The sequence below is a fragment of the Pseudomonas sp. NPDC088322 genome (assembly GCF_044740745.1).
Taxonomy (GTDB): domain Bacteria; phylum Pseudomonadota; class Gammaproteobacteria; order Pseudomonadales; family Pseudomonadaceae; genus Aquipseudomonas; species Aquipseudomonas shirazensis.
In genome coordinates this window covers 208,323-233,210 of sequence record NZ_JBIURK010000009.1, presented here as the reverse complement: position 1 = coordinate 233,210, position 24,888 = coordinate 208,323, and the positions used below count along the sequence as shown (strand labels likewise).

At 57.4% G+C, this 24,888-nt stretch carries 26 protein-coding genes, 1 tRNA gene and 2 pseudogenes; 13 read left to right on the top strand and 16 right to left on the bottom strand.

What is annotated here, in order from left to right:
• Window positions 1-1,209, bottom strand: a complete 1,209-nt coding sequence (locus tag ACIOAU_RS22630) for a type II secretion system F family protein (RefSeq protein ID WP_401184747.1) — start codon at window positions 1,207-1,209, stop codon at window positions 1-3.
• A 215-nt stretch (window positions 1,210-1,424) separates the two neighbouring features.
• Between ACIOAU_RS22630 and ACIOAU_RS22625 the strand changes: the two genes are divergently transcribed.
• The 4 genes and pseudogenes from ACIOAU_RS22625 to ACIOAU_RS22610 all read left to right on the top strand — a co-directional run bounded on the left by ACIOAU_RS22625 (window position 1,425) and on the right by ACIOAU_RS22610 (window position 3,669).
• On the top strand, window positions 1,425-1,835 hold the full coding sequence (locus ACIOAU_RS22625; protein WP_150569983.1) for a pilin: 411 nt from the start codon (window positions 1,425-1,427) through the stop codon (window positions 1,833-1,835).
• 128 nt (window positions 1,836-1,963) lie between these two features.
• Window positions 1,964-2,308 (top strand): annotated as a pseudogene (locus ACIOAU_RS22620) (helix-turn-helix domain-containing protein); the annotation flags it as partial.
• Window positions 2,309-2,479: 171 nt separating this feature from the next.
• Window positions 2,480-2,555: transfer RNA gene (locus tag ACIOAU_RS22615), tRNA-Thr, on the top strand.
• A 277-nt stretch (window positions 2,556-2,832) separates the two neighbouring features.
• Complete coding sequence (locus ACIOAU_RS22610; RefSeq protein ID WP_101316268.1) at window positions 2,833-3,669, top strand: hypothetical protein; 837 nt, start codon at window positions 2,833-2,835, stop codon at window positions 3,667-3,669.
• On the opposite strand, the gene ACIOAU_RS22605 is transcribed toward ACIOAU_RS22610, so the two are convergent.
• The 4 genes from ACIOAU_RS22605 to ACIOAU_RS22590 form a co-directional block, all read right to left on the bottom strand.
• Window positions 3,666-4,280, bottom strand: a complete 615-nt coding sequence (locus tag ACIOAU_RS22605) for a recombinase family protein (protein WP_401184744.1) — start codon at window positions 4,278-4,280, stop codon at window positions 3,666-3,668. The genes ACIOAU_RS22610 and ACIOAU_RS22605 overlap by 4 nt on opposite strands.
• A 704-nt stretch (window positions 4,281-4,984) precedes the next feature.
• A complete protein-coding gene (locus ACIOAU_RS22600; RefSeq protein ID WP_101316272.1) occupies window positions 4,985-5,461 on the bottom strand; it encodes a hypothetical protein in 477 nt (158 codons plus the stop codon).
• Window positions 5,462-5,647: 186 nt separating this feature from the next.
• Complete coding sequence (locus tag ACIOAU_RS22595; protein ID WP_401184741.1) at window positions 5,648-6,199, bottom strand: hypothetical protein; 552 nt, start codon at window positions 6,197-6,199, stop codon at window positions 5,648-5,650.
• Between the two features lie 708 nt (window positions 6,200-6,907).
• Window positions 6,908-7,093, bottom strand: a complete 186-nt coding sequence (locus ACIOAU_RS22590; protein WP_157831728.1) for a hypothetical protein — start codon at window positions 7,091-7,093, stop codon at window positions 6,908-6,910.
• Window positions 7,094-7,284: 191 nt separating this feature from the next.
• On the opposite strand from ACIOAU_RS22590, the gene ACIOAU_RS22585 reads away from it, so the two are divergent.
• From ACIOAU_RS22585 to ACIOAU_RS22570, 4 genes are all read left to right on the top strand, one after another.
• Complete coding sequence (locus ACIOAU_RS22585) at window positions 7,285-8,181, top strand: hypothetical protein (RefSeq protein WP_401184738.1); 897 nt, start codon at window positions 7,285-7,287, stop codon at window positions 8,179-8,181.
• A gap of 1,037 nt (window positions 8,182-9,218) precedes the next feature.
• On the top strand, window positions 9,219-9,407 hold the full coding sequence (locus tag ACIOAU_RS22580; protein ID WP_101322935.1) for a YodC family protein: 189 nt from the start codon (window positions 9,219-9,221) through the stop codon (window positions 9,405-9,407).
• Window positions 9,407-9,673, top strand: coding sequence for a DUF6953 family protein (locus ACIOAU_RS22575; RefSeq protein WP_101316280.1), 267 nt, complete (start codon window positions 9,407-9,409; stop codon window positions 9,671-9,673). The genes ACIOAU_RS22580 and ACIOAU_RS22575 overlap by 1 nt, the downstream gene beginning before the upstream one ends.
• Before the next feature lie 225 nt (window positions 9,674-9,898).
• Entirely contained in the window at window positions 9,899-10,420 is a 522-nt protein-coding gene (locus tag ACIOAU_RS22570; RefSeq protein WP_264361695.1) for a hypothetical protein, read from the top strand.
• Between the two features lie 627 nt (window positions 10,421-11,047).
• On the opposite strand, the gene ACIOAU_RS22565 is transcribed toward ACIOAU_RS22570, so the two are convergent.
• Entirely contained in the window at window positions 11,048-11,806 is a 759-nt protein-coding gene (locus tag ACIOAU_RS22565; RefSeq protein ID WP_401184733.1) for a sulfite exporter TauE/SafE family protein, read from the bottom strand.
• 142 nt (window positions 11,807-11,948) lie between these two features.
• Between ACIOAU_RS22565 and ACIOAU_RS22560 the strand changes: the two genes are divergently transcribed.
• Together ACIOAU_RS22560 and ACIOAU_RS22555 are read left to right on the top strand one after the other, a co-directional pair.
• A complete protein-coding gene (locus ACIOAU_RS22560; protein ID WP_312387390.1) occupies window positions 11,949-12,881 on the top strand; it encodes a LysR substrate-binding domain-containing protein in 933 nt (310 codons plus the stop codon).
• A 312-nt stretch (window positions 12,882-13,193) separates the two neighbouring features.
• A pseudogene (locus ACIOAU_RS22555) lies at window positions 13,194-13,301 on the top strand (glutathione S-transferase); the annotation flags it as partial.
• 67 nt (window positions 13,302-13,368) lie between these two features.
• Here the strand turns inward: ACIOAU_RS22555 and ACIOAU_RS22550 are convergent.
• From ACIOAU_RS22550 to ACIOAU_RS22525, 6 genes are all read right to left on the bottom strand, one after another.
• Complete coding sequence (locus ACIOAU_RS22550; protein ID WP_259077638.1) at window positions 13,369-14,142, bottom strand: amino acid ABC transporter ATP-binding protein; 774 nt, start codon at window positions 14,140-14,142, stop codon at window positions 13,369-13,371.
• Between the two features lie 77 nt (window positions 14,143-14,219).
• Window positions 14,220-14,960: an amino acid ABC transporter ATP-binding protein gene (locus ACIOAU_RS22545; RefSeq protein WP_312387393.1), complete on the bottom strand. Its 741-nt coding sequence runs from the start codon at window positions 14,958-14,960 to the stop codon at window positions 14,220-14,222.
• Window positions 14,957-16,459: an argininosuccinate lyase gene (argH, locus tag ACIOAU_RS22540; protein ID WP_101316294.1), complete on the bottom strand. Its 1,503-nt coding sequence runs from the start codon at window positions 16,457-16,459 to the stop codon at window positions 14,957-14,959. Before argH ends, ACIOAU_RS22545 begins: the two co-directional genes overlap by 4 nt.
• Window positions 16,429-17,148 carry an amino acid ABC transporter permease gene (locus ACIOAU_RS22535; RefSeq protein WP_150569989.1) on the bottom strand — a complete coding sequence of 240 codons (720 nt, stop codon included), beginning with the start codon at window positions 17,146-17,148 and terminating at the stop codon, window positions 16,429-16,431. The genes argH and ACIOAU_RS22535 overlap by 31 nt, the downstream gene beginning before the upstream one ends.
• A 7-nt stretch (window positions 17,149-17,155) precedes the next feature.
• A complete protein-coding gene (locus tag ACIOAU_RS22530; RefSeq protein ID WP_401184727.1) occupies window positions 17,156-17,818 on the bottom strand; it encodes an amino acid ABC transporter permease in 663 nt (220 codons plus the stop codon).
• 12 nt (window positions 17,819-17,830) lie between these two features.
• Window positions 17,831-18,676, bottom strand: coding sequence for a transporter substrate-binding domain-containing protein (locus ACIOAU_RS22525; RefSeq protein ID WP_220633047.1), 846 nt, complete (start codon window positions 18,674-18,676; stop codon window positions 17,831-17,833).
• A gap of 229 nt (window positions 18,677-18,905) precedes the next feature.
• Here ACIOAU_RS22525 and ACIOAU_RS22520 point away from each other — a divergent pair, with 229 nt between their 5' ends.
• The 3 genes from ACIOAU_RS22520 (at window position 18,906) to ACIOAU_RS22510 (ending at window position 21,326) form a co-directional block, all read left to right on the top strand.
• On the top strand, window positions 18,906-19,823 hold the full coding sequence (locus ACIOAU_RS22520) for a LysR substrate-binding domain-containing protein (RefSeq protein WP_318181725.1): 918 nt from the start codon (window positions 18,906-18,908) through the stop codon (window positions 19,821-19,823).
• A gap of 106 nt (window positions 19,824-19,929) precedes the next feature.
• On the top strand, window positions 19,930-20,487 hold the full coding sequence (locus ACIOAU_RS22515) for a hypothetical protein (RefSeq protein ID WP_150569990.1): 558 nt from the start codon (window positions 19,930-19,932) through the stop codon (window positions 20,485-20,487).
• Window positions 20,488-20,690: 203 nt separating this feature from the next.
• Window positions 20,691-21,326: a hypothetical protein gene (locus ACIOAU_RS22510; protein ID WP_401184723.1), complete on the top strand. Its 636-nt coding sequence runs from the start codon at window positions 20,691-20,693 to the stop codon at window positions 21,324-21,326.
• 175 nt (window positions 21,327-21,501) lie between these two features.
• Here the strand turns inward: ACIOAU_RS22510 and ACIOAU_RS22505 are convergent, their stop codons facing one another.
• The 4 genes from ACIOAU_RS22505 to dctA form a co-directional block, all read right to left on the bottom strand.
• Entirely contained in the window at window positions 21,502-21,789 is a 288-nt protein-coding gene (locus tag ACIOAU_RS22505; RefSeq protein ID WP_401184720.1) for a hypothetical protein, read from the bottom strand.
• Window positions 21,790-21,824: 35 nt separating this feature from the next.
• On the bottom strand, window positions 21,825-22,427 hold the full coding sequence (locus tag ACIOAU_RS22500) for a hypothetical protein (RefSeq protein ID WP_401184717.1): 603 nt from the start codon (window positions 22,425-22,427) through the stop codon (window positions 21,825-21,827).
• 195 nt (window positions 22,428-22,622) lie between these two features.
• Entirely contained in the window at window positions 22,623-23,285 is a 663-nt protein-coding gene (locus tag ACIOAU_RS22495; protein WP_101316310.1) for a hypothetical protein, read from the bottom strand.
• A 243-nt stretch (window positions 23,286-23,528) separates the two neighbouring features.
• The gene (gene dctA / locus ACIOAU_RS22490; RefSeq protein WP_150569994.1) at window positions 23,529-24,830 is read right to left on the bottom strand and encodes a C4-dicarboxylate transporter DctA; all 1,302 of its coding nucleotides are present in this window, start codon (window positions 24,828-24,830) and stop codon (window positions 23,529-23,531) included.
• Window positions 24,831-24,888: the final 58 nt, after the last annotated feature.

The window sequence follows — 24,888 nt, the reverse complement described above, 5'->3', positions numbered from 1 at the left end:
TCAGACCAAACTACCCAACTGGAAAATCGGTAGATACATCGCCACCACCAAACCACCGACCAGTACCCCGAGGATCAGCACGATGGCCGGCTCGAGCAGGCCGGTCAACTGATCCAGCGCCTGGCTCACCTGCTCTTCATAATGACTGGCGGCCTTGCCCAGCATCTGGTCCAGCGTGCCACTGGATTCGCCGATGGCCGCAAGCTGCACCAACAACGGCGCAAACAACCGATCCGCACTCATCGCCTGATGCAACCCCAGCCCATTGGCCATGCCCTGACGCAAACGCAGGATCGCCTGCTCATGCACCACGCCACCACTGACCGACGCCACTGTCGCCAACGCATCCAGCAATGGCACCCCCGCTGTGTACGCTGTGCCCAAACTGCGGGCAAAACGCGCCAGTGCCGCCTGCGCCAGCAACCGCCCCAGCACCGGCACCTCAAGTACCCGCAAAGATATCCACAAGCGCGCCACAGCGTTGTGCCGATACAGCCAACGCAGCGCCACTGTGGATAACACCATCAATGCCCCCAGCCAAGGTGCATGCCGCGCCAGCCCTGTGGACAAGTCCAGCACCCACTGGGTGAACGCCGGCAAGCTCTTGTCAAAACCGGCAAACAACCCCTGAAAGCGCGGCACCACCTCCAGCAGCAGCAGCGCCGAAACCCCCAGCCCCGTCAGTAACAGCAGCAGCGGATAAATCATCGCCTTGCGCACCCGCCGCTGCAGCGCCTGACGCTGCTCAAGCATGTTCGCCAGCTCCTCCAGCTGCCCATCCAGCTTGCCCGACTGCTCACCCACCCGCACCAGGTTGCAGTACAGCCGATCAAACCAAAGCGGCTGGCGCTGCAACGCATCCGCCAATCCTAACCCCGCTGCCACATCCTGCTGCAATTTCACCAGCAACCGCCCCAGGCCCTCGTCGCCACCACTGCGCCCCATCACCTCAAACGCCTGCAACAACGGCACCCCCGCCTTCAGCAGCGTCGCCAACTGCCGACTGAAGCCCGCCGCATCCGGCTTACCCCGCCGCTGCGGCCAACTCAGCTGCCAGCACCCCACCGGCCGCAGCCGCGCAATGCTGATGCCCTGCCGCAACAGCCCAGCCCGCACCCACGCCGGGCTGCGCCCCTCGCACTGGCCGCTGACCCGGGCACCGCTGCGGTCGGTGCCCTCCCAGGTGTAAATACGCGATGTGGTACTCATGCACAGCTCCTTGCGGCTGATGCGACAAGCCCGGTAACAGCTTGCCGCGCCCATCCATGGGCGGGTTGTGAAGATGCTCACTAGAGTAGTTCAGCGAACATGACGTCCAGCCGAGCAGGGGTGACAAAAGGTGTCTGTTGAGGCCTACTGCGCGCCTGAAAGGCTGACGTCCACAGTGGATGAAGGCTCAGCCGAATCAACAAGGAAACGCGTTCATGAAAGCCCAACAAGGCATCACCCTGATCGAACTGATGATCGTCGTCGCAATCATCGGCATCCTCGCCACCATCGCCGTACCGATGTACACCAATCACCAGGCTCGTACCAAGGCCGCGGCCGGGTTGCTGGAGATATCTGCGCTGAAGACCGCGATGGATTTGCGCCTGAACGAAGGCAAGGACGTGCCCGATGTGGCTGCGCTCGGTGGACAGGCGACTACTGCGCATTGTGCAATTGCTGCCAGTGGCGCTGCGGCTACCGGGGTAGGGAGTATTGCCTGCACGCTGGTGGAAGCGCCGGGGAATGTGGTGGGCAAGGTGATTACCCTGAGCCGGTCGGCGGCGGGGTGGGTTTGTAGTACCGGTATTGAAGAGGATTTGGCGCCTTCGGGGTGTAAGGCGGGGTGACGTTGGCGGCTGTTGCTGATTTGGCGGATGGAGATGGTGCGCTGGCCCGTATCATGCCGATTGCATTTGTATGATGCTAACTCGCCGCAACTGCGTAATCGGCAATGTGGTGTCCAGCGCAACGCGGCGGGGCATCGATCCACCGTCTGAGGCTCGAAGTCACCGGGCTTGACCAAGAGACCTTCGCAGCCATGTGCAGGATGTCCACAAAAAGCCTGTACGAACTGGAGAGCGGGAAGTCGAATTCCAAACTCAGCACGTTGGAATCCGTGTTGCGTCTGTTTGGCGTGCGGATGGGTATGGTGATGACTGCCAAAGATACGCCCGTTGCAGCAGTCATCGGCACTCCGCTGGCCGGCTCCAACGTGGTGGCCGGACCAAAACGAGGGAAAAGCCCTGCGGCAGCCAAAGCGAAGAGGGCAGCGTCGAAGCCGGCATCGCCACGGGCACGGGAACGCAGTGAGGAGAAGTGAGTGTGTTACCGATATTGAAAAGGACTTGGCCCCAGCGGGTGCAAGGCGGGGTGATATTGGCTCCGGTCGTTCGACCTGAACGGCGCGGCCAAACGCAGTGATTTGCGGTTGGGCGATTGCTGGCAGGGGCGGTTTGCCTAAGCATCGCAGGTAATGATACGTTCGCAAAACGCCGGTGTAGCTCAGTCGGTAGAGCAGCGCACTCGTAACGCGAAGGTCGCAGGTTCGATTCCTGTCCCCGGCACCAGTAAAATCAAGTGGTTAGGCTAAATCAAGCTCTCCAATTTCTCGAGCATGACAGCAGGGTGACAGCAAATGGAGAGAGTTTTCTCTCAGCTTAACCAACCTTTCTCAACCCCGGGACACCGTGTAAATCAAGGTCTCTAGCGATTTTAGATATCGTCGTCAATTTCCCAGGCTGCATGACGAGTCCTAGATGATCGATACAGGCATTTAAAAGCCCCGTTCAGGTAAGTGCCTGCCGGGGCTTTTTCGTAACCGTGGCACTGACATCAAGGAAAGGTATGGATACGCTAAAGAGCTTGGCTCTGACCATCATCAGCTCCGCCGGGGTGAGTGCCGCTCTACTCGCTGCGCTTGCATGGCTGGCTAGAAGCTGGATCGGCGAAAGGCTGAAGGCTAGCATCAGGCACGAATATGATGATCGACTTGAAAAGCTTAGGGCGGACTTGAAAGCCCAAGGCGATGCTCAGCTCACATCGCTCAAGTCAGAGCTAGACCGTCAGGCAGAAAAACTTAGGATCGCGTCCGCCTCGTTCTCCGAGGTCCAAAAAGCGACCATTGCTAAGAAAATCGAAGCTGTAGATGCGCTATGGCTAGGTGTGATTAGGTCGCGCGCCGCGTTTCCTGGCGAAGTCACGATAACCGACATCTTCACGGATAAGGAGATGCAAGGCTTTTACACCAACCCCCAGATGCGAAAGTACTCCAACAAGCTTGCGGGTATCAGTGAGTACGATTATTTCCAAGCTGGCTTCGAGGAGGTGCAGCTTTTTCGGCCGCACTTGGGGGAGTACACCTGGGCGCTCTATGTCACCTACCGCTCTGTCCTAGGTCGCTCGATTTACCTGATAAAGCAAGGAGCTGAGAACCCTGAAAAGCTTGCCTGGCATCAAGATGACAATATCAAAAGGCTTATTGCCTCTGCCTTTGGTCCTGAGCTCATGAATGAGTTTAACCTCCTGACACATTCGAGATATCAGTGGCTCAGCTACAAATTTGACACTCTGTTGTTCAAGGCCATTGATACTCTCCTCACGGGCAAAAGCTTCAGTGATGCGGCCTTACGCCAGGCTCAAGAGATGGAGCAGCAGATCGGGGCGAGCCTACCTCCAAATTAAAGCGCGGTGTCTCTGATTCTAAGGACAGTAGTTGTTGAGCAATCAGCGTGTCGCGCTGTCGCGCGGATGCCGAGCCCTGCGTTCAGCAATTCCTTCACCCTCCTGTGCAGATCCGCGTCCACCGGTCGCCCTTGGTACTTGCCGGCGGCCTTGGCCTTCTGGATACCCTGGGCCTGGCGCTCCCGGCGCTGCTCGTAATCCTTCCGTGCGATCGCAGCCATCATGTCCACCAGCATTGAGTTGATTGCGGCCAGCATCCGGTGAGTAAACTCGTCGCCCTTCGTGTCGAGCATACCCTGGTGACTGGTCGGCAGGTCGAGCGCGACGATGCGCAGGCCCTTGGCGTCGATCGCAGCCTTGAGCTTGGCCCACTCATCGGCTGGGAGGCGGGAAAGGCGGTCTATGGATTCGACAAGCAGCACGTCACCCTTGCGGGCGTCCTTAAGCAGGCGCAGCAGCTCCGGCCTATCTGCGGCGGCACCGCTGGCGTTCTCCAAGTAGTCACAGGCGATGGTCTTGTTGTGATCGCTGGCGAACTTCTCCAAGGAGGTCCGGGCTCGGCTGGCATCTTGCTCGTCGGTAGAGGCTCGGAGGTAAGCGCGGATGAACATGGTGCAACCTGTATCAGTTAGGGTGTCTTCCTACAGCTGTTGCACTTTGGGTGTCACTTTTCAAGTGTAAAGGTTGCCAAAGGCTCGAATCACCCGTATCAGTCTAGGCATACACCGGTTCGACGAGAAAACGTACCTATGGCGCGCACCGTTACGCCCTTGTCAGACCCCAAATGCGAGGCTGCCAAGCCGCGGGACAAGGACTAGAGCGCCTTGAGGAGATTGCTAGCCTTGCGTCATCGCGCGCTGCGTTTGGTGATACCTATGAAGACGAACTACATGACATTTGGGTGCATTTGAATGCCGAATATGAACAGTAGGCGGGAAGAGAACGTTTGGAGTATGTGAGACTGTCTGGGGAGCCCTCGTTAGCGTCAGGTTAGGTCCCTTGCATGCAGCGGAATAGGCAGGTATCCACTCTGGTATCCATGAAATGGGTAGCTCCAGCAGGCAGTGCCGGGCGTAATTCGCGCAGCGGTTCACGCACGATCGTCACGTAGTCGGAATGCGTGACCCTGCCGAGGTACGCAGCCAGGTACGCGCTGCTGGTACGCACGCAGGTTCACCAGCCCATGGGCCGTGAGGGCAAGGGGGGCATCAAGGTGATGCTCCCTCTGGCTTCGCTAACGGACACTGCCTGGCGGGTGCCGGCGACCTTGGAAGGCCACCCCTAGTAACGCTGCGGGCGCTACTTCACCGAAAAATCACAGACCCCACATCCGAACCAGGGCAAACCCCAAATCCACGTTGACGCATTCGTGTCCGTCCACCCACTGGTCAGTGCGAAGCCTCCGCCCGGTATTTGTCTCCCTTTCACCCTTGGCTATCACAAGAACGAACAGCTTTGTAGGACATTCGAAGGAGTTCAGCCGCTTCACATCGGCCTGTACTGACCACGGGCCTTCAAGGCACTTCGTTTGTGACACATCTCCCAGGCACTTTATTTCAGCGACCATGTTGGCTATGCCGCTGTCATCCACTGCATACAGATCCGCTTTACGCCTGTCGCCTATCGGATGGTCAGTCCAGATTTCGATGCCGTCTTCAAACCAGGCGTGAAGGCTTACTTCGGCCTGAATCCAGTGCTCGCGACAACTGCTCAATTGCAGCACTTGCTCAAGTCTTTTGCTCATCCCGCAAAAAGCTCGTTCGAATAAGGAGATCCATTGGGTTGTGTCCATTCAACACCCGTGCCTACAAAAAATGAGGTGTGCTGATATGCGGCAATTGGTTGCTCAGCACCATGATCGGCTACGCGCTGTCGCTACTCATTTCGGTGCTGGGCCAGTTCGCACCGGTGGTTCGCACTCAGGTTCGCAACCCCCTATGCGCGAACCTTCCGCTCCAGTTGATGCAAGTTGAGCCAACTAGATTCCAGAGAAACTGAGCTTCTCGACTTTGGCTGAGGCTTCATGAAGTCGAGCTGCAACTAAGGCTAGATAGTTGTTAAATCGGGCCCGGGCGCCAGGGGATACGCTAGCAATCAGCGTTTCGTCGACAATGCCCACACCCCGTAAAGTGCTCTGAAGGTTGGCAATCCAGCTGCTCATGAACCCGTCGTATAGGCTCGGCACCGCATCGAAAACCGATTTGATCGCTTTAGAGATAGCAGCGTCATCGAGACTGTTCACAATCTTATGGGCAAAGGTATTCCTCGCGTCACGCAGACTATGAAGCAGCGTCAGCATTTCTAATGAAATCATGCCTAGCGAGAACGCCATGTCGATCTTGGCTGCGTACTGGAATCGGAGCTTGCCCACGCGAGCTGAGGGCAAACCTATGAGGCGCGATTTGATCATCTCATCCAGAATTCCGTCTGTTATCACTCCGCTGAGCAGCACCGCGCCTCGGTCATTCTCCTCAGACAGCAGCTCAAAGGTTTTCTCATAAACCTCACCAGCTGTAGCTCCTGCGAACATGGTTTTCTCCATCGAGCCTGGGGCAGCCTACCCGACATGGCCGCCTGTGATTTATCCGCACTATGGCATGAGCACCGTCAGTGTGCACAGGCGGGGTGAGCATCAGGCTCGTGACCGCTATCCGGGCGGCATGCCTGTTGAGAAATGTTGAGGTTGCCAGGTCTTGGTTTCCACTTTGGTTTCCACGGTATTGGAGCCTGCCAGTGAGCCCGCCGCGATGACCACATGAAAACCACAATGCTCACCGCCCAGCGCCTGCTGATCCAATCTCAGGTTTGTCAGTTTCCACCGTGTAAGACGAGTGTCGCTAGGAGGGTGGAATTCGTGCAGGTCATGGTCAGCAGCTGTGCTATGAGCAGGCCGGATTACGGCGTTTGGTCAGTGCGGTGGTTCTGCGTGGCAATTTGACATCTGTCCTTGGCAGGCAACAGTATTGGTACGAAAGGGGCGAGGGACAGCTCTATGCTGTATGGATATACAGTAAAAGGCTTTACTATGCTAGCTCTATCCAACAGAGCCGCTGGCGAACTCACGCACGGCGGTGGAAGGGCTGATTATGCTTAGCATCCTCATGAAATTCGCGCTCGTACTGACAACGATTGCGCCAATCGGTTTAACGCTCTCATTCTTGCTTTATCAAAGCAATGACCAGAAGCTATGGTCATTGTTTGTACTATTTTGTTCGTTGTCGCTCTGTGCGACTTGTCATCAGATAATTATATCTTCAGCCGCAAAGCTCAACAAAACGACCGTCACGGCCGTTTCGATAAAGCCTGCCGACAAAGAGATTTCGGGATACTTTGTGGCGTACATGCTGCCGGTGTTAGGTGGTGGGAAGTACTTTCTTGAACCTCTCACTTTCGCCTTTTTTGCAATTATGTTTTTTGTTTTCATTTGGGTGTCCAAGTCCTTTTACGCGAATCCGGTGCTGGCAATTTGCGGGTATAAATTCTATGAGGTTCAGCTAAATAATGGCGGGAACCTTCTGCTTATTACAAAGAGGGTCATAAGTAAGCCAGCAGATATTGTAAAGGTAAGTTACATAACATCGCACACAGTGCTTGAATCTTCATAGGGGCCAATGGATGGATCTTTTTGTTTTGCTAGAAACAACGCCGCGTATCCTTAGAGTTGTTACGAGTGGCGAGCTTCAAACCGATATCGACAAGGAGCTTCGCCGACAGGCTCAAGCATTCATTAGCAACAAAACCGACGTTGCCTTTGATGCGCGCTACCGCCCTGATGACGATGAGGTACTTCTGATAGATGGATTCGATGATCTGGACGGCCTGATCGCCACTGTACGGGAGCCAGAAAACGCAGACATTTGGCAGCCCTCAGAGCAGGGGCTGGGTGTAATCAAAGGGCTGTTTGGAGGCTTCACTGAGAATGGATCTACGACAGTAGTCGTCCAAGCTTTCGATAAGCGTCAAGCAATAGCCACAGGAAAGTTTTCAATTTTTTATGACAAGAATACCTTCCGTCGACTAGATGGGATAGGTATCGCCTTGGACAACAAGCCAACCGCAATACTCACTCAAGGTGTTGCTGAGAATTCGCCTACCGAACTTCGATTCGTTAGCCTTCACAATGCTCGACGGCTTTTCGATATGGATGCCTATTATCATGAAAGTACTAAGGAAGAGTTAGAGAATTTCTTTAATCTTGATAAGTTCCATGGCTTTGATTCCAGTTGGCTTGATGCCAACATTGATAACTGGATACGCAAGAAGGTCACCTTCATTAATCAGGAAGGTATTCTCGACGCTTGCACGCCACAGGAACTGCGTATTGCAGCTGCCGGGTTTGATATTGATATCGGTGTTTATGATGAGGCCGGACAAATGAAGCTCGTCTTCCCGGGGGACAAGAAGAGTCTTAAGGCGTTGCTAAGATTCCTGGATGAGGATATTTATCAGTCCCCGATTTCAGGCAACCGTTTCCAAACGAACTCCAAGCGGAAGATCGCCGCGCAAGCGTAAAGCATCAACAAGCTTTACCGGGCCTTTACCGAATGTGAGACAGGCATGAGACGGAACCAGCATGGCCCGGGCGTTTAAGGCCATACGCCAGGCCATGCCGGTAAAGCTGGTGGTCGGCGCTGTCTCATATTGCTGGTGGTGCTGGGCGCTACTTTAACCACGCTTTGACGAAGTACGGGCCAGGCTGATGGCCGTGGCGCCTGCGGGCGGGCGCCTGAGGCTTGGCCGGTGCTGGAGGCCGTCAAAGTAGAGGCCCTGGCCGTCACTCACCCCCGACAGACCCCTGGCGGATTCTAGGCAGGCCCTAGGCGGATCGAGCGGCAGTAGCGGATGGGCAAGATTGCGGCGAAGCCTGCCGCTGTTGAGCATTCAGCCGGGTGCCGAGCATGCTTCGGTCTGATTGCCGTCAAGAATCCGCGAAAATATTAGACAGGCATTACACGAAGTCAGACAGGCCGCCTGGCGGCTCAATCGATGAATCCCTCAGCAGGCCTGGGCTACAGCTCTGTCCGTTGCATTAACATGCCTACGCCTCGTCAAATGTTGTCGGCCGCCTATTCTGGACAGGCTCTGGACGGATTCGCGGAGCCAGAAGGTGGCCTGCCGGGCTGGGGAGCACGCCGGGAACGGGTTGCGGGTCGGTAGGGTCGAGCCTCGAGCGAATGCCCGTCCAGAATGGCGCCAATCTTGACTGGCCCTTGACCATCCTGGACAGAAATTCTTGACCCTTCTTGACGGATTGGGCTGCTGGCGCTTGAGCATGATCGGCTGTAAGCCTTGCTGTACAAGGGCTGGCGCTGTCTATGGCGGAGCTGTGGGAGCGGAGGCCGTCAAGGATATCCGCGCGTGCTTGTCAAGGGAAAACCGGGCGGTCCAGAACCTGACAAAACCTGACTATTTTAGCGACCTGCCCTATATGGATTATCAGGATAAGGCGCCCAATGTCCATGCTTAAGTGTAGTGGCCGCTTTAAATCAATTGGCCAGTCCCCATATGCCAGTTACAGGGATGCCCCCTGATTACGAGGAATGGAAATCATGGCTACAGAAGATAAGTTCGCGGTTGGCGACATCGTAAAATTGAAGTCAGGTGGGCCTGCTATGACTGTTCAGGCGAAGGAATTCAACAGCGACTACTACGTCTGCCAGTGGTTCGCAGGGAAAAAGCTCGAAAGCGGTCGCTTTAAGACTGACTCTTTGGAAAGCACAACTCTAGAGGCGAAATAGTGGACGCTGAGGTGGTTGCACAGTGGATGCTTGCCGAAATCGAGCGTGACGCTTGCGTCTACCAAGACGATGTTGTTGATTACATCGTCAGAGCGAGGCATGAGGAGCTTCTGATTGATAATGCGGATGGCAACCAGGTTCTCGGCAAAGCTATCCTCGCTGCATTTCGCAAGCTTACCCCTGACAATGTGGTCTGGGTTAAACCTGACCGCTACTGGCGCTTTCGTGTAGCTGAGGATGAGCCTGGGCGAAACGCCCGAGGTTGAGATGACCGGCTGCCCCTATGGTAGACCGACGCGGTTAGCGGGTGGTGAGAGCCACCCCACCGTTTCGGGAGAGTGGTACCCGGCTATACGCGACCCCTTGGGCATCGCTTATACAATGGCTATACACGACCCCCCAAGCATCGTCATGTTAGAGGCTCTTGGCATGGGGCTGCTTAGGAAGGATGATGGCCATAAGCCATTGAGTTTGGAGGGAGCAACTGTGACATGAGGTCCGATGATGAAGAGTACAAGCTGTACGAGAAGATCTACCTCGCTGAGGCTGACCGTAAGGAGAAATTAATCTCCAGGCTGAATCTGCCACTCGCGCTGATCGTAGCCCTCTTGAGCTTCCTCTCCTACCTACTTCCCAAAGCTCCGCCGACAGAAACGACCGCGGGAATCTATTTCTGGATTCTGTACCTAGGGGCAGGCGTTTTCGTTGTCAGAGCGATGTGGCATTTCGCCTGGGCTTGGCGCGTCCGTTTCGATGACTTAGCCATACCGGTTGCCGAAAAGCTTGAGGCTCACCGGAAGACGCTCATCGATTACTACGATGGGAGCGTTGAGCAGGCGAACAGCTTCTTCATGCAGATCATGATGGACTACTACGTCATGGGAGCGACGAGAAATGCTACCAATAACGATCGACGGAGCAACGAGCTTGACGGTTTGTCGAGGAACGTTATCTACGCTGTGATTTGGTCGCTGATTTCCTTCCTGCCGATCTACATATCAACCAACCCATAGGAAAACTTCATGTCCAACCAAAAGCCGCCGCCGCCGCCGCCCCCCCCGATGAGAAACATCAAAAGTGATGTGGATCTTCCACGGCGCGTACCGCCGCCACCGCCTCCGCCGCCGCCAAAGAAAGCGTAAGACCAAGCCCTCTTAGGAGGGCGTGTTCGTGTTCGCCGCTAACCACGACGCCCCGGGGTACTTTTCGGTTTAGGTATATGTCTAGGTATACAGTTGTGGCATTGCATCATATGGCTGCCCGATTTTACTGGTCTGGAGGTACCCGATTCGACTCCTGTCTCCGCACCTGACATCAGTTCCCAGAAGTCCACACTGTCTAAGCAAATACCCAACAAAAGCCCGCCTCGTGCGGGCTTTGTTGTTTCTGTAATTCCTCGTTTCGAGGCCGACTCACGGATCCGTCGGCCAGTCATCTGTCAGTTTTGCTAGGTAAAAATGACAGTATCAGCGTCTCGAAGGAGGCTTATAAAAGCGCGGGGCAGCAAGTTGAAGTGCTAGCGCCTTCCAACTCCACCGGACAGGAGTCCGTCTTATGCCTACAGATCTGGACACGTTGCTTTCAAGTATTCGCGAGTGCGGAACCCATGACGCGGTAAAAAGTCGCCTCGCGCCTGAGCTCTACAAGAACAGGTCGTAAGACAGTTTGCTGATCAGAATCACCAACAACACCAAGAACAGCGTGCGGACAAAGGGCACGCCTTTATGGACCGCCAACCAAGTGCCAGTGAGCGCTCCGAGAATGTTGAACGCAGCCATGGGGATCGCGACCAGGTAGAGCACGTTACCCGTCGGAATGAAGAACATCAGGGCCGCGATATTGGTAGCGATGTTCACGAGTTTCGCCGATGCCGAGGCGTGCAGAAAGTCGAAGGCGAAGCAGCGGATAAACAAAAAGATCAGGAAGCTGCCAGTGCCCGGACCGAACAGGCCATCGTAAAAACCGATGGCGCCGCCGATGACGATCGCCAGCAGTTTTTCCCTGTTACCGATGCGCATCGGTTTATGCAGGGCGCCGAAGTCTTTTTTCCAGAAGGTGTAGATCGCCATCAGCACAATCAGCACCAGCACTGCCGGCCGCATCACTGACTGCGGTACGAACGATACCGTGGCGGCGCCGAAGAACGCCATGACAAAGGCCGCACAGGCCGCAGGGATCACAAGCCCCCAGTCGATCACCACCTTGCGTATGAAGGAGCGAGCCGCGAATGCTGTACCGCAGGCGGCCGCGACCTTGTTGGTACCCAGCAGCGCTGCCGGTTGAGCGCTGGGTAGTACGTTGAACAGTGCGGGTATCTGGATCAGTCCGCCGCCGCCCACCGCCGCATCGATCAGGCCGGCAGCGAAAGCGAACACGCAAAGGATGACAATATCGACCATGAACTAAGGCTCTGACTATCTAGGTGGGGGGCGCAAATCGCTGCAACCAGAGGACATGCTGACCTGGGCTGACGGGAAGGTTAACGGAAGGGCTTTTTCTGTGTTGCAATGCCGCATTGTGAAAAGTGCAATGAGGTGGAGCGTGGCATTGAACATGTTGGCGGAACTTGAAGCCTTTGCGGCAGTAGCTCGCAAGCGCAGCTTCGTCGCCGCGGCGCGGGCCTTGGGGCGTTCCCCTAGTGCACTGACCCGCGCCATTCAGGCCCTAGAGGAAAGTGTCGGACTCAAGTTGTTCAATCGCTCGTCCAATACCGTGAGCCTGACCGAGGCGGGTGAGTGCTTGTTACCCCACGCCTACAAAATGCTCGAACTGCAACGCGAGGTGGATGAAGACCTGGCCGGTCTCAGCGGCCTGGCCTCCGGCTGGATCCGTTTTTCCGCCCCCGAGGTACTTGGACATGGGGTATTGCCTAGGTTGATCGCGCAATATTGCGAGCGTTATCCAGACGTCAACATCGATGTGATTTTCACCGATGAAATCATCGACCCGGCCAAGAGCAAACTGGACTTCTCGATCCGCGGGGCATTTCCACAATCCAGCGACTTGATCGGTTTCGCGCTCTGGAGTTACTCACGCCATCTGTATGCCGCCCCCGGGTACCTGGAGCGCAAAGGCGTGCCCGACTCTATCGAGGCGCTGGAGTCGCATTCGCTGATCCTGCATACGGCGCCGCGGATTCTCAAAGAGTGGAATTTTCGCAGCGAGGGGCAAGCCATCAGCTTTCGGGTTCATCCCAAATTTCGTTTTAGTTCTGGTCTGGCGGTCTTCCAGGCAGCCTTGGCGGGCGTCGGGATCGCCCGCTTGGCGGATTGGATGGCTGAGCCCGAAGTGGAAGCGGGGCGCTTGGTGCGGGTTTGCCCTGACTACAAACTCACCTCCAGCAGCGGCGAGAGCCCACAGATGCATGCGGTTTACCCGGCCGGAAATCTGCCGCTGCGGGTGAGGGCGTTGCTGGAAATGATTCGTGGCGTGGGTGAGAGCCCGAAATATAGCCGCGGCACAGCACTGATATGAGATTACAGGGCGTTCAGCCCGGCGGTACGTCTGACGTCAATACGCGCATTGTCAAACATGGCCATATCTTGTGATCTGTGTGCTTGAGGCCATACCCTGAGCGCCGGAACCCGTCGTGGTGCTCTCACAGGGGCAGGTATCGATACCTGCAAAGCTACGAAGCAAAAGTCGAGGTCATGGCCGGCGATCCGGTGCGGATCGTCGCGCGATATGCCGGGACGACGCGCTCACCCATGCTCCGCCGCCAACATTGATCTGAACTGAGAAATGCTCTCTGCAGATAGCCTGGCACCTTCAAATCAAACGGGTGCGGTGCCCGAGGAATGCAGGGTTCTGCGTGAGTGGCACACGCGCATGCAGGAACGCCCCAGCGTGCAGGAATGGCGAGCAATGGTGCAGCGTGGAGCGCCGCAAAAGTGAAGTGGTTACCGCGCACGCGGGGTCGATGACAGCCACCCCGGCTCAACACGAGGTGCTGCACTGCTGATCAGTGCAGCACCTGACTCAAAAACAACCGACTCCGCTCACTCTGCGGATTCTCAAAAAACTCCCTGGGCGTAGCCTCCTCAACAATCTCCCCCTGATCCATAAATACCACCCGGTGCGCCACCGTCCGGGCAAAGCCCATCTCATGCGTCACGCACACCATGGTCATGCCGTCTTCGGCCAGGTCGACCATGGTCTGCAGCACTTCCTTGACCATCTCCGGGTCCAGCGCCGAGGTGGGTTCGTCAAACAGCATGATCTTTGGCTTCATGCACAACGCCCGGGCAATCGCGACGCGCTGTTGCTGGCCGCCTGAAAGCTGGCCGGGGTATTTATGCGCCTGTTCGGGAATGCGCACCCGTTCCAGGTAATGCATCGCCACCGCCTCCGCCTCCTTGCGCGGCATCTTGCGCGCCCACATCGGGGCGAGGGTGCAGTTCTGCAGGATGGTCAGGTGCGGGAACAGGTTGAAGTGCTGGAACACCATGCCGACTTCGCGGCGGATGGTTTCGATTTGTTTGGCATCATTGGTCAGCTCGGTGCCGTCGACGACGATGCGGCCTTGCTGGTGTTCTTCGAGGCGGTTCAGGCAGCGAATGGTCGTCGATTTGCCCGAGCCAGACGGGCCGCACAGCACGATGCGTTCACCCTGGCGTACGCTGAGGTTGATGTTCTTCAGTACCTGGAACTCGCCATACCATTTGTTGACGTTCTCCATCTGGATCATGGTCTGTGCGCCCAGTGGATCCAGGGCTTTGCCGGTCGCTTGACTCATTTGAAACTCCTTGCCGGAGCACAGGCGCGCCGTCCCGGTGGAGGCGGGCACGCCGGGTGTGGAAGAGGATGTTGAAGTCAGTGCAGGACGCTTTCCAGAAACTGCCGGGTGCGAGGCTCCTTCGGTGCGCTGAAGATTTCCGATGGCGGGCCCATTTCGATGATCTTGCCGCCGTCGAAGAACACCACGCGGTCGGCCACCTCACGTGCGAAGCCCATCTCGTGAGTGACGACGATCATGGTCATGCCCTCGGCCGCGAGGCCTTTCATCACGTTCAGCACGTCACCTACGGTCTCCGGATCGAGCGCGGAGGTGGGCTCGTCGAACAGCATCAGCTTGGGTTTCATCGCAAGAGCCCGCACGATCGCCACCCGCTGTTGCTGGCCGCCGGACAGCTCCGCCGGGTAGTGCTCGGCCTTGTGCCGCAGGCCAACGCGGTCGAGCAGGGCGAGGGCGTGAGCCTGGGCTTCTTGCTTGCTCGAGCGCTTGAGCTTGACCGGGGCGAGCATCATGTTCGCCAGCACGCTCATGTGCGGGAACAGGGTGTAGTCCTGAAACACCATGCCCACCTCTTCGCGCAGCCTGGCCAAAGCCTTGCGGTCACCGGCATTGGCCGAGTCGCCATTGGCGATTACCACGGTACCGAGGGTCGGCTCTTCCAGGCTGTTCAGGCAGCGGATGAAGGTCGACTTGCCCGAGCCGCTGGGGCCGATGATGACCACCACTTCACCTTGGCGAACGTCCATGTCCACGCCCTTGACCACCTCGTGCGCGCCGAAGCTTTTGTGCAGGTCGCGAACCGTCAGGATCGTGCTCATACGCCCGCCTGTGCCCGGGTCAGGGTTTGCAGGTTGAGGTCGGCCGCGCTGAGGCGCTCGCGGCGCTGCTGGTTGGCAATGCGCTCGGCGCTCAGGCGCTCGCTGGCACGTGCCAGGCTTGGCTTGAGTGAGCCGAGCGAGGGGCCGCCTGCGGAGCTGCGGCCTTGCACGTTGCTGACCGGGTCGAGGCAATCACGGACTTTCTGCTCGGGCAGGTTGAGGGCGTGGCCGAGTTGTTCGAGAGCGCAGGCATCGACCATCTGCGTGGTGATCTGGTTGGCCGGCAGGCCCTGGTCCATGGCCATGCGAACCACGCCGCCGACCACATGGTGGGCTTCGCGGAACGACAGGTCGACTTCGCGCACCATCAGGTCGGCAAGGCCGGTGGCGGTGGAGAAGTCTTCACCGGCGCGGCGTACCGCCAGGTCGATGTTGGGCGTTGCGGTGCGCAGCACCAGGTCGAGCAGTTTCAGGCAGCGTAGGGTTTCTTCGGCGGCTTCCCAGAAGCCACGGGTGCCTTCGCGGTTGCCATCACCGGTGTGGGAGAAGTTGGTGCCCTTGATGCTCACGCTGGCGCCCATCAGCAGGCCGACGATGTGCCCACTGCGGCCCTTGAGGTACTCGAGCACGGTGGGGTTTTTCTTTTGCGGCATGATGCTGGAGGTGGCGGCGACGCTGTCGGGGAAGTCGATGAGGTTGAACTCATGGGTGCTCCAGACGAAGTAGTCCTGCGCGACGCGGCTCCAGAACACCGCCAGGTGGCTCAGGTGCGACAGGCTTTCGAGCAGGAAGTCGCGTGAGCCGATGGCGTCCAGCGCGTTGTCCAGGTAGCCGTCGAAGCCGAGCAGCTCGGCGGTGCGTGCGCGGTCGATGTCGAACGGCGTGCCGGCGAAAGCGGCTGCGCCGAGTGGACACTGGTTCATCGACTCCAGAGTCTGGATCAGGCGCTTGCTGTCGCGCTCCAGCGCCTGTTCCACCGCGCTCAGGTAGTAGCCGTAGGTGATCGGTTGCGCCGGTTGCAGGTGGGTGTAGCCGGGCATCACCACTTCGGCGTACATCGCGGCGCAGCGCAGGGCCGTGGCGCGCACGGTCACCAGTTCATCGATCAGGTCCATCAACAACTCGCGGCAGCGCAGGCGGTCGAGTGTGGCGAGTATGTCGTTGCGGCTGCGACCGGTGTGCAGGCGCCCGCCGATGTCGGCGCCGATCTGTTCGATCAGGTGCGCTTCGTAGTTGAAGTAGGCGTCTTCGCGGGACGGGTCCAGCTCGACCGCATCCGGCCCGGCCTGCTCCATGTCCAGCACACCCTTGGCCAGCGCACTGGCATGTTCGCCGCGAATCAGCCCCTGTTCGGCAAGCATCAGGATGTGCGCCTTGTTGACGTTGCCCAGGTTGGCGAAACCGCTTGCGAAGCCTTCCAGGCGCGGGCGATAGATGTACTCGTTGACTTCCGGCGCGGTGCTTTCTTTCAGACGCCGACTGACTTTGGATTCTTGCATGTTGGAACCTCTCCAATAGAAGTACGTACCGCCGGGCGACCCAGACGACGTTCGAGATAACGGCTAAGCCAGGTCAGTGCCGAGCAGATGACGAAGTACACCAGCAACACCACGGCGTAGACCGAGAAGGCCGGGCTGACGCCGGTCATTACGGTTTCCCGTTCGATGATGATCTGGCCGACCTTGAGGAATTCGCCTACGCCGACCAGGGCGCCCAGCGACGTCGCTTGCACGAGGATCGTCAGCAGCCCGGTATAGGCCGGCAGAATGGCTTTCATCGACTGCGGCACGATCACGTGCAGGTAGATCTGCCAGGGGCGCAGGCCCAAGGCCCAGGCGCTTTTCCACTGGTGTCGGGACACCGACTCCAACCCGCCCCGCACGATCTCGATACCGTTGGCGCTGCCCCACAAGGTCAGGCCGACGGTGACCGCGGCAAACGGGCTTAGATCGACGCCGAACATCGGCGCGCCGAAGAAGATGAAGAACACGTTGACGATCAGCGGAATGGAGCGGAACAGCTCCACATAGGCATGAATCGTCCACCACAGCACGCGGTTCTTGACCGTGGCCAGTACGCCGAGCACGGCCGAGATCAGCGTGGTGAACAACAGCACCACCAGCGCCAGCTGCAGGGTCATCAACAACCCTTTTAAGACGAAGCTCCAGTTTTCGAAGATGAAGTTCATGCTCGCCTCACTGCCGGAAAGGGCGTTGTAAGTGGGCGGAAAGGCGCGCGGTCAAAAGCGCGAGCACGCCGACCAGCACCAGGTACATGACGCAGATGGCCGTGAACATCTCGATGGCGCGAAAGTCCGTGGCGATGCGGTCCACCGCGACGAAGGTCAATTCCGCCAGGCCGATGGCCTGCAGGTACGAAGAGTTCTTCAGCAGCGAGATCGCGGTGTTGAGCATCGCCGGCAGGCTGGTGCGAAATGCGATCGGCAGGGCGATCAGGGCAAAGTACTGCGCCGGCTTGAGGCTGAGTGCCAGGCTCGCCTCGCGCATGCCGCGCTCCACGGTGGCCAGGCCGCCGCGGATGTTCTCGATCTGATAAGCCCCAGCCCACAGTGACAGGCACACCACCCCCGACCAGAACAGCGACAACCCTAAGCCAATGGCCGGCAGACCGTAGAAGATGAAGAACAACTGCACCAGGATCGGCGTATTGCGGATCAACTCTACGTACAGCACCACGGCCTGCGACAGCACTGGCACTTTCATCACCCGCACCGCGCCACCCAGCACACCGATCAGCATTGAAAAGAAGATGGCCAGCGCGGTGATCTTCAGCGTCATCAACACGCCGTCGAGCAGCGCAGGCCACTGCGCTATCAAGTAATTGATGTCGAAATCCATGATCGCGGCCGATCAGAGCGATTCGGCAGGTTTAGCCTGCTCGAACACACTGATGTAATAGCCCTGGATATTCTTCGGTACGAACTGCTCTACCCAGCCGCGGTACAGGTGCTCTTCACGCATGCGCAGCACCGCCGCGCTGAGGAAGTCGCGCCACTGCTCTTCGTTCTTGCGCACACCGATGGCCGCGTCGGAGATCTGGAACGGTTCGCCGATCAGGCGCGCGTCCTTGTCGTTGTCGGCCACCACCACCAGCGTTGCGGCGTCGTGGGTGTAGGCATCGGCGCGGCCTTGGCGGAAGGCTTGCAGGGCATCGGCGGCGCTGTTCATGCGCAGGGTTTTCACGTCGGGCATGTGGTCTTCGAACCACTTGGCCTGCACCGAGCCCTTGAGCGTGGCGAGGGTCTTGCCCTTGAGGTCGGCGATCTTCTGTGCCGGGCTGTCCTTCTTCACCACCACGTCACTCGCCCCCCAGCGGTAGGGCGTGGTGAAGTCGATCACGCGCTGACGCTCCGGGGTCACGCCGAGGGTGGCGATGAGGAAGTCGACCTTGCGCCCGAGCAGTTGCGGCACTCGGTTTTCGGCAGTCACGCAGGTAAAGCTGACCTTGTCCTTGGAGCCCAGGGCCCACAGTGACACCTGCTTTGCCATCTCTACTTCGACGCCGGCAAAGTCGCCCTTGTTGTCTTGATAGCCATAAGGCGGCTGGTCGCAACGCACGCCAGCTCGCAGCTGGCCTGCCTCTTTGATAGCTGCAGGAACGGCCGGCAAGTCGACGGCCTGTGCGGTGGACACCGCCGCCATGGACACGCACGAAAGGGCCAGTGCAGCGCTTAGTTTTTTATACGAGAACGACATGATGCCTCCTGATTACCGGGCTGCATCGCCCCACTGGCGTGCGGCGAAACGATGAGTACAAGGGCAGAGCTGAAATGAAGCTTGAGCACCGGTTTTGTTTTTGTTGTTGCGGGTATGCGCTCGGTTGGCATCGCGCTGCATCGGGGCAGACGTCGATGTAGATCTAGTTATAAAATCTTCGGGTCATGCAATCAAATGACAATCCATCAACCAGTCATGCAGAAATGATATGGCCATTAACTTCAAGCAGATCGAAACCTTCCGCGCGGTGATGGTCAGCGGCTCCATGACGGCGGCGGCGCAGGCGTTGCACACCTCGCAGCCGAACGTCAGCCGCCTGATCGCGCAGCTCGAACGGGCCAACGGCTTCAAATTGTTTGAGCGGGTGGGCGCGCGATTGGTGCCAACCGATGAAGGCGCGCAGTTCTTCGCCGACGTCGAGCGTGCCTTCATCGGCCTGCACAGCCTGGAAAACTCCGCCCAGCACCTCAAGCGCGGCGGCACCGGGCGCTTGCGCATCGGCGCTGTGCCGTCGCTGACCCACGGCCTGCTGCCGGCGATCATCCAGCGCTTTCGCCAGCAGAACCCCCACGTGCATATATCGATCCACACCAATGATTCGCCCAACGTCGCGCACTGGGCGGCGACCCGTTTCTGCGATGTATGCCTGGTGTCCTACGTGGCCGAGGACATGGCCGGTGTGCAGTCGGAAATCATCTGTGATGTGCCTGGCGTGTGCATTTTTCCTAAAGGGCATCGGCTTGGTGCCTTGGAGGTGGTGACACCGGCAGATTTGAAAGGCGAGGAATTCATCTCGCTGTCGCACACCGACGGCTCGCGCACGCGGCTCGACCGGCTGTTCGCCGAAGAAGACCCGCGCGTGCTGAACATGGATGCGACCCATGCCGCCACTGTCTGCTCACTGGTCGGGCTTGGGCTGGGCGTCAGTGTGGTCAGCCCGCTGGTGGCAAACGAGTACTTGCATACCGATATCGACATCCGGCCTTTCGAGCCTGAGTTGCGCTTTTATACGTATTTGCTGCTGTCGTCCGACCGGCCTGAGAACGTGCTGACGCAGAGGTTTCGGGTGTTGGCGGGGGAGATGTTGAGGGAGGCGGCGCGGGGGAGTTTGGAAAGGGAGCGGTAGGCAACGTGACTTCCTGGCCCGCTAGATAGAGCAAGTATTCGGCGTTGCCTTGAGCTATTGTTAGCTGCGTACAAAATTGCCTGATGCACTTTTTTCAAGGATTGAAATGAAAGCCCTATTGCTTGTGCTATCGACCTTGCTCCTGCTTTCCGGCTGCTCCACGCCGCTCACCGCTACCAAGGCCAGCCCCTCGATCGCCGAAACCAAATCGGTGCAGTTCGGTGGGAAGACGTTTGTCCTCAAGTTCCAGAAGCAAGGGCTGTGGGAATATTTCCCTGAAGACGAAAGCATGGATGCCTGGACCGAGATGGTCGACTTTACTGTCGTGCCTCGCGAGCTGAACCGCTTCAAGCCCCTCGACCTGGCCAAACGTGCCATCCAGCTGCATCAGCAGGAAAACCCGAACATGCCGGCAGTCCTGCTGACAAAAAATAGAACCGGGATCGACTACGCGATGATGTACTACCCCGATTCAGTCCGTAAGGACGGGCAGTTTTCGGAGATTAGTTACTTCAAGTACTACACCGATGGCACCACTGGCCAGACCATAATTTTTCACTTCGCCCGGACCATCCCAAAACCGAACGATCCCACCGAGAGCGCAACAGCGATGGGGCAGGAGATCCCGCCGCTGATGGAAGCATTCCCGCTGTACCGGCCGTGACACGGCTGAGTGAACAGTACCTTCGCCAAGGTGGCATTCGTGGTTGCGTTTGCCGAGCGTAAGCAGGGGGAAAATCTGATGCTGGTCTGTGAAACGGAGGGAGAGGCAATAGCCTCAGTGTTAGGCCAGGCGGTGAAAGGGCGCTAATTAAAATTTCATCCCTTTCAAGCAAAATTAATTAAAATCTCTGTTTTAGGTTAGCCATGAAAAATCTACTGATTGCTTTCGTCCTGTTGGGTTCGGCGGTGTCTGTTAAGGTTTTAGCGAACACGCTAGAGGTCGAGCATCAGCGGATTGAGCAACGCTGGTATTCGTTCAGCGAGGTAGTAGAGAAAAGAAAGAAATATGACCGAGTGGATATTTCTCGAGGGTATATCGAATACTACTTCGAGGGTGAAAACCATGCCTCCAACGCTCCGGAGGAACGCCTGTCGCCGCGTGAAAAATTCTACGCCAATCATGCAACCGTTGGCACTTATGCAGTTGCTGATTACGCGACCGCGCTGGACAAGGCGTGTGTAGATGTGGTCTCTGAGTCGCTGGGATCGTTCAGAGGCAGCTATGAAAACGCTAAGAGACCAGACAGGCAACAATATAAGAGAACGGTCGTTGGTATCAGGTCATTAAGCTACAAAGGTCCTGAGTTTAACTTCAAGAGTCCTGCCTCTTGGTCGTCCATAGAGTTGCCGAAGGACAAGAGAAGCCTTCTGTGTGAGATTTATGAAGTCAAGGATGAGGCCAATGACGTGAAATACATCGTCTACGCTGCATCGGTGACAACCGCTATGTTCGACGAAATTCATTCGGCACCACTGCCCGCTAACAAACCGAATAATTAGTTTCTTTGCGACAATGCCACGGCACCTAACGCTGTGGCATCAAGCAGATCAGCTTTGAGCCTTGGCACGCTCAGTAATTGTCTGCCAATCGACCCATTTTGCTGTCGGCCAACGCCACGGGTTTGCCTGGCTCCGATCCATGTGGAAGCTGTCTGACAGCCGCCGTACAGTTAGATCACGACCAGCGGATACGGGCAATTTCTGCGTCGCTCATCTGGCGCCAATCATCCTTGCTGATCCCGTAATCCTGCTCGGCGGATTCCAGAGCCTGCTCCAGCGTAATCATCAAATGATCGCCTTCAATCTGCTGGCGGACGTAGTCCACGAAGCGAATCTCCATGTATACCGGCGGCTCGTGCTCCCCCGCGACCTCAAGACCAAACAGCACGATCGTCGAGACGCTGGGGCGGTATGCGCAAGGTACTTTCACATCAGCAACCAAGTGCAACGGTTGTGGCTTCATCTGGATACCTGAGTCGCTGTGCCTGTGTGTAGCCGCTATCTGACGTCTGTGCCGGGGTACAGCTCGGGTGGTGGCCGGTAGTCAGGGTTTTCGAATTGACTGTTGGTGTAGAAGGTCTCGGCGGTTGGCCCAGCATTCTTGTAGGTTACATTTTCGTTACGGACCAGATGCCAGCCCGTACCTTCTTTGTCACGCTCGATCAGGGTTGGGGACAGCGTGCACTTCCCACTGGAACCAGAAGTGAGGAGGAACTGATAGTAGCGCCCGGCTTCAGGTGTGAATTGAGTTGTGACAAAGCAGGTCCTGGTACGCGAGCCCTCCCATGTCATATACACAGTTGTTTCCAGGCCCGGTCGAATCGTTGACTCGTAGTAGTCCCAGGTCAGCTCTTGACCCGCTTTGGGCATGCCAATGTCTTGGGTATGGGTAAAGGGGAGAGGCCCGGTACGCACCACACCGCCGGTCCTCACACCGTTGTCGGTCTGGTAGATTGCCGCATGCTGGGTGAAATTGACCACACGAATCCAGGCCGGATTCGGCTCATTCGCGGGTGCGACAAAGTAATCGGTGTGGGGGAGATACTTACAACCTGCGAACATTGGCAACAGCACTAAACAGAATCTCAAGCGTGTCGTCATTGATCCATTTCTCTGCAGAATTTTCGCTATGACCGCGTCTGCAGGGGTTTATTCGTCACCCGCACTGATTTCCTCGGGGTGGATGGCTATTGGTCTGCGTGCCTGATCACGAGCTTCTGGAACGAGCCAGGCAACTTCCCCTGACCCCAAATGCGCCCCGCTATCGCGGGGCTCAACACAGAGGGAGGCTCGTAGTCAGAACGACTCGACTGGCTTCTGGGCTTGTTGAACAAGCTTGTTTCCATCCAGTTTCGGGAAGGAAAAATTAATGATGATACTGGACTCGTCATCCACGCCAGAGATGACTAAATCAGCACCCCTGACATTGGCAGGTGCTGACTTCATCAGGCTCTGAAGGTTGGTGGCCGCTTTGTCGAGGGTGAGCCCTTCAACGAAAGAGTAGGTCAAATCGTTGGCGGCCAACGCAACACTCTCGTAGTTCGTGAGTTTGGCTGTGTAGTCATCCTTGTTTTTTGTTTTGCGCGCGGTATCAACCAGATCCAGCACGGATTTCCCGTCAGTGAGCGCCACCAAGGTAAATGTCTTTGCAAGCGCTCCAATGACGCGAGCGTACAGGTCACGATCATAGGGTGCAAACAGCGAAACCGACGCCAGTTTGTCACTGCTGAAAACCAGGGCTACCGTGAACTTCTGATCCAGAAAGTCCACATCGTCCACACAGCGTGCAGGAGCTCCAATATCAGCTGTACAGTCGTAGTAGCCTGCTACCCCGGTGTATTTCGCGATCGGCGCGTCGTAAGCATATGTTTTGAACAGGTTGTCTGCCGCTACCGCATTCTGCATGCCGGTCAACATCGCCGTGGCGGCCAGCGCTGCAGAAATAGCTTTCTTTGACATGGATTCCCTTCCTGAATGAGCATCGAGATGAATAGCCAGATGCTATCAGTCAGGTATGCACTGCTCAACACCGGCAATCCATTCGGTGACGACGCAGGCCATCTCTCGGTCTCTTGAAAGACAGTTGGGTCTGCCGGGCGCCGTTTCTTCGATTCGCCAACCCAGGGCAGCGACAACACCGATAACAGCTTGCATGCTGTGATCAATCCTGTCGCTACCGCAGTCAGTTCACCACGTGACCGTTTAAAGAGCCGCTTCCGGACTACGCCCGAGTACCCGGTTGTACTCCAACTTCGCAGTCTTCTCGGTGAACTCCCCAGACCACTTCGATACCACTACTGTCGCCACACTGTTGCCAATGGTATTGCACGTCGCAATCGCCATCGACATGAAGCGGTACACGCCAAACAGCAGCGCCAAACCTTCTACCGGCAGGTTGCCAATGGCGGTCACGGTCGCGGCGAACACCACGAAGCTGCCGCCCGACACCGCTGCCGCACCCTTGGAGGTGACCAGCATGACGGCGAGGATACCCAGCTGTTGTTCCCAGCTCAGGGGCACGCCATAGGCGTTGGCAATAAACAGTACGCACAACGACATATAGATGGAGGTGCCGTCGAGGTTGAACGCATAGCCAGTCGGCAACACCAGGCCAACGCTCTGCTTGGAGCAACCGAACTTCTCCAGTTTCTGCAGCAGGCGCGGCAGCGCGCTTTCCGACGAGGCGGTGCCCAGTACGATGAAGATTTCATCCTTGATGTACTTGAGAAAGCGCCACAGGCTGAAGCCCGATACACGACACACCACGCCCAGTACGACGAAGATGAAGAACGCGATGCAGACGTAGAACATCAGCACCAGGTTGGCCAGCGACATTAGCACCGCAGTGCCATTGCTGCCCACGGCATAAGCGACCGAGCCAAATGCACCCAGCGGGGCGAACTTCATGATCAGGTTGATGAACTCGAAGAAACACTCCGAGACGCGGTTCAAGCCGTCTTCGATGACTTCACGACGCTCAGGCTTGAGCGCCAGCAAGGCGAAGCCGAACAGCACCGAGATCACCAGCACTTGCAAGAGCTGGCCGCCGGAGAAGGCGCCGACGAAGTTGTCCGGGAAGATCGCGTAGATGAAGTCCAGGGTCGAGGCCGGCGCGTGGCCTTTGGCAACTGCTGCAGCCGAGGCCGCAGTGGCTGCGCTGCTTGGGTGGGCGTCGTGCATGCCCGAGCCGATTTGCAACAGGTTGCCCCACAGCAGGCCGATGGCCAGGGCAATGGTGGACACTACTTCGAAGTAGATCAACGCACGTACACCAACCTTGCCCACGCGCTTGATGTCGCCGGCGGAGGCAATGCCATGCACCACGGTGAAGAACACCAGCGGCGCGACAGCGGTCTTGATCAGTTTGAGGAAGATATCCCCGAGGATCTTGAACTTGGCGGCCAGCTCCGGCGCGATGAAGCCAAAGGCAATGCCCAGCAGCATGGCGGCAACGACCTGAAAGGTCAGATCCTTGTAGAACGGTTTTTTAGCGGTAGCATTCATGACTGCGATCTCGTTGTTTTTATTCGTAATCGATAGGCAGCGAGGTGCGGCGCACCCC

Coding starts and splice junctions, on each gene's coding strand:
- ACIOAU_RS22630 (WP_401184747.1), bottom strand. CDS start 1,209: ATGAGTACCACATCGCGTATTTACACCTGGGAGGGCACCGACCGCAGC.
- ACIOAU_RS22625 (WP_150569983.1), top strand. CDS start 1,425: ATGAAAGCCCAACAAGGCATCACCCTGATCGAACTGATGATCGTCGTC.
- ACIOAU_RS22610 (WP_101316268.1), top strand. CDS start 2,833: ATGGATACGCTAAAGAGCTTGGCTCTGACCATCATCAGCTCCGCCGGG.
- ACIOAU_RS22605 (WP_401184744.1), bottom strand. CDS start 4,280: ATGTTCATCCGCGCTTACCTCCGAGCCTCTACCGACGAGCAAGATGCC.
- ACIOAU_RS22600 (WP_101316272.1), bottom strand. CDS start 5,461: ATGGACACAACCCAATGGATCTCCTTATTCGAACGAGCTTTTTGCGGG.
- ACIOAU_RS22595 (WP_401184741.1), bottom strand. CDS start 6,199: ATGTTCGCAGGAGCTACAGCTGGTGAGGTTTATGAGAAAACCTTTGAG.
- ACIOAU_RS22590 (WP_157831728.1), bottom strand. CDS start 7,093: ATGAAAACAAAAAACATAATTGCAAAAAAGGCGAAAGTGAGAGGTTCA.
- ACIOAU_RS22585 (WP_401184738.1), top strand. CDS start 7,285: ATGGATCTTTTTGTTTTGCTAGAAACAACGCCGCGTATCCTTAGAGTT.
- ACIOAU_RS22580 (WP_101322935.1), top strand. CDS start 9,219: ATGGCTACAGAAGATAAGTTCGCGGTTGGCGACATCGTAAAATTGAAG.
- ACIOAU_RS22570 (WP_264361695.1), top strand. CDS start 9,899: ATGAGGTCCGATGATGAAGAGTACAAGCTGTACGAGAAGATCTACCTC.
- ACIOAU_RS22565 (WP_401184733.1), bottom strand. CDS start 11,806: ATGGTCGATATTGTCATCCTTTGCGTGTTCGCTTTCGCTGCCGGCCTG.
- ACIOAU_RS22550 (WP_259077638.1), bottom strand. CDS start 14,142: ATGAGTCAAGCGACCGGCAAAGCCCTGGATCCACTGGGCGCACAGACC.
- ACIOAU_RS22545 (WP_312387393.1), bottom strand. CDS start 14,960: ATGAGCACGATCCTGACGGTTCGCGACCTGCACAAAAGCTTCGGCGCG.
- argH (WP_101316294.1), bottom strand. CDS start 16,459: ATGCAAGAATCCAAAGTCAGTCGGCGTCTGAAAGAAAGCACCGCGCCG.
- ACIOAU_RS22535 (WP_150569989.1), bottom strand. CDS start 17,148: ATGAACTTCATCTTCGAAAACTGGAGCTTCGTCTTAAAAGGGTTGTTG.
- ACIOAU_RS22530 (WP_401184727.1), bottom strand. CDS start 17,818: ATGGATTTCGACATCAATTACTTGATAGCGCAGTGGCCTGCGCTGCTC.
- ACIOAU_RS22525 (WP_220633047.1), bottom strand. CDS start 18,676: ATGTCGTTCTCGTATAAAAAACTAAGCGCTGCACTGGCCCTTTCGTGC.
- ACIOAU_RS22520 (WP_318181725.1), top strand. CDS start 18,906: ATGGCCATTAACTTCAAGCAGATCGAAACCTTCCGCGCGGTGATGGTC.
- ACIOAU_RS22515 (WP_150569990.1), top strand. CDS start 19,930: ATGAAAGCCCTATTGCTTGTGCTATCGACCTTGCTCCTGCTTTCCGGC.
- ACIOAU_RS22510 (WP_401184723.1), top strand. CDS start 20,691: ATGAAAAATCTACTGATTGCTTTCGTCCTGTTGGGTTCGGCGGTGTCT.
- ACIOAU_RS22505 (WP_401184720.1), bottom strand. CDS start 21,789: ATGAAGCCACAACCGTTGCACTTGGTTGCTGATGTGAAAGTACCTTGC.
- ACIOAU_RS22500 (WP_401184717.1), bottom strand. CDS start 22,427: ATGACGACACGCTTGAGATTCTGTTTAGTGCTGTTGCCAATGTTCGCA.
- ACIOAU_RS22495 (WP_101316310.1), bottom strand. CDS start 23,285: ATGTCAAAGAAAGCTATTTCTGCAGCGCTGGCCGCCACGGCGATGTTG.
- dctA (WP_150569994.1), bottom strand. CDS start 24,830: ATGAATGCTACCGCTAAAAAACCGTTCTACAAGGATCTGACCTTTCAG.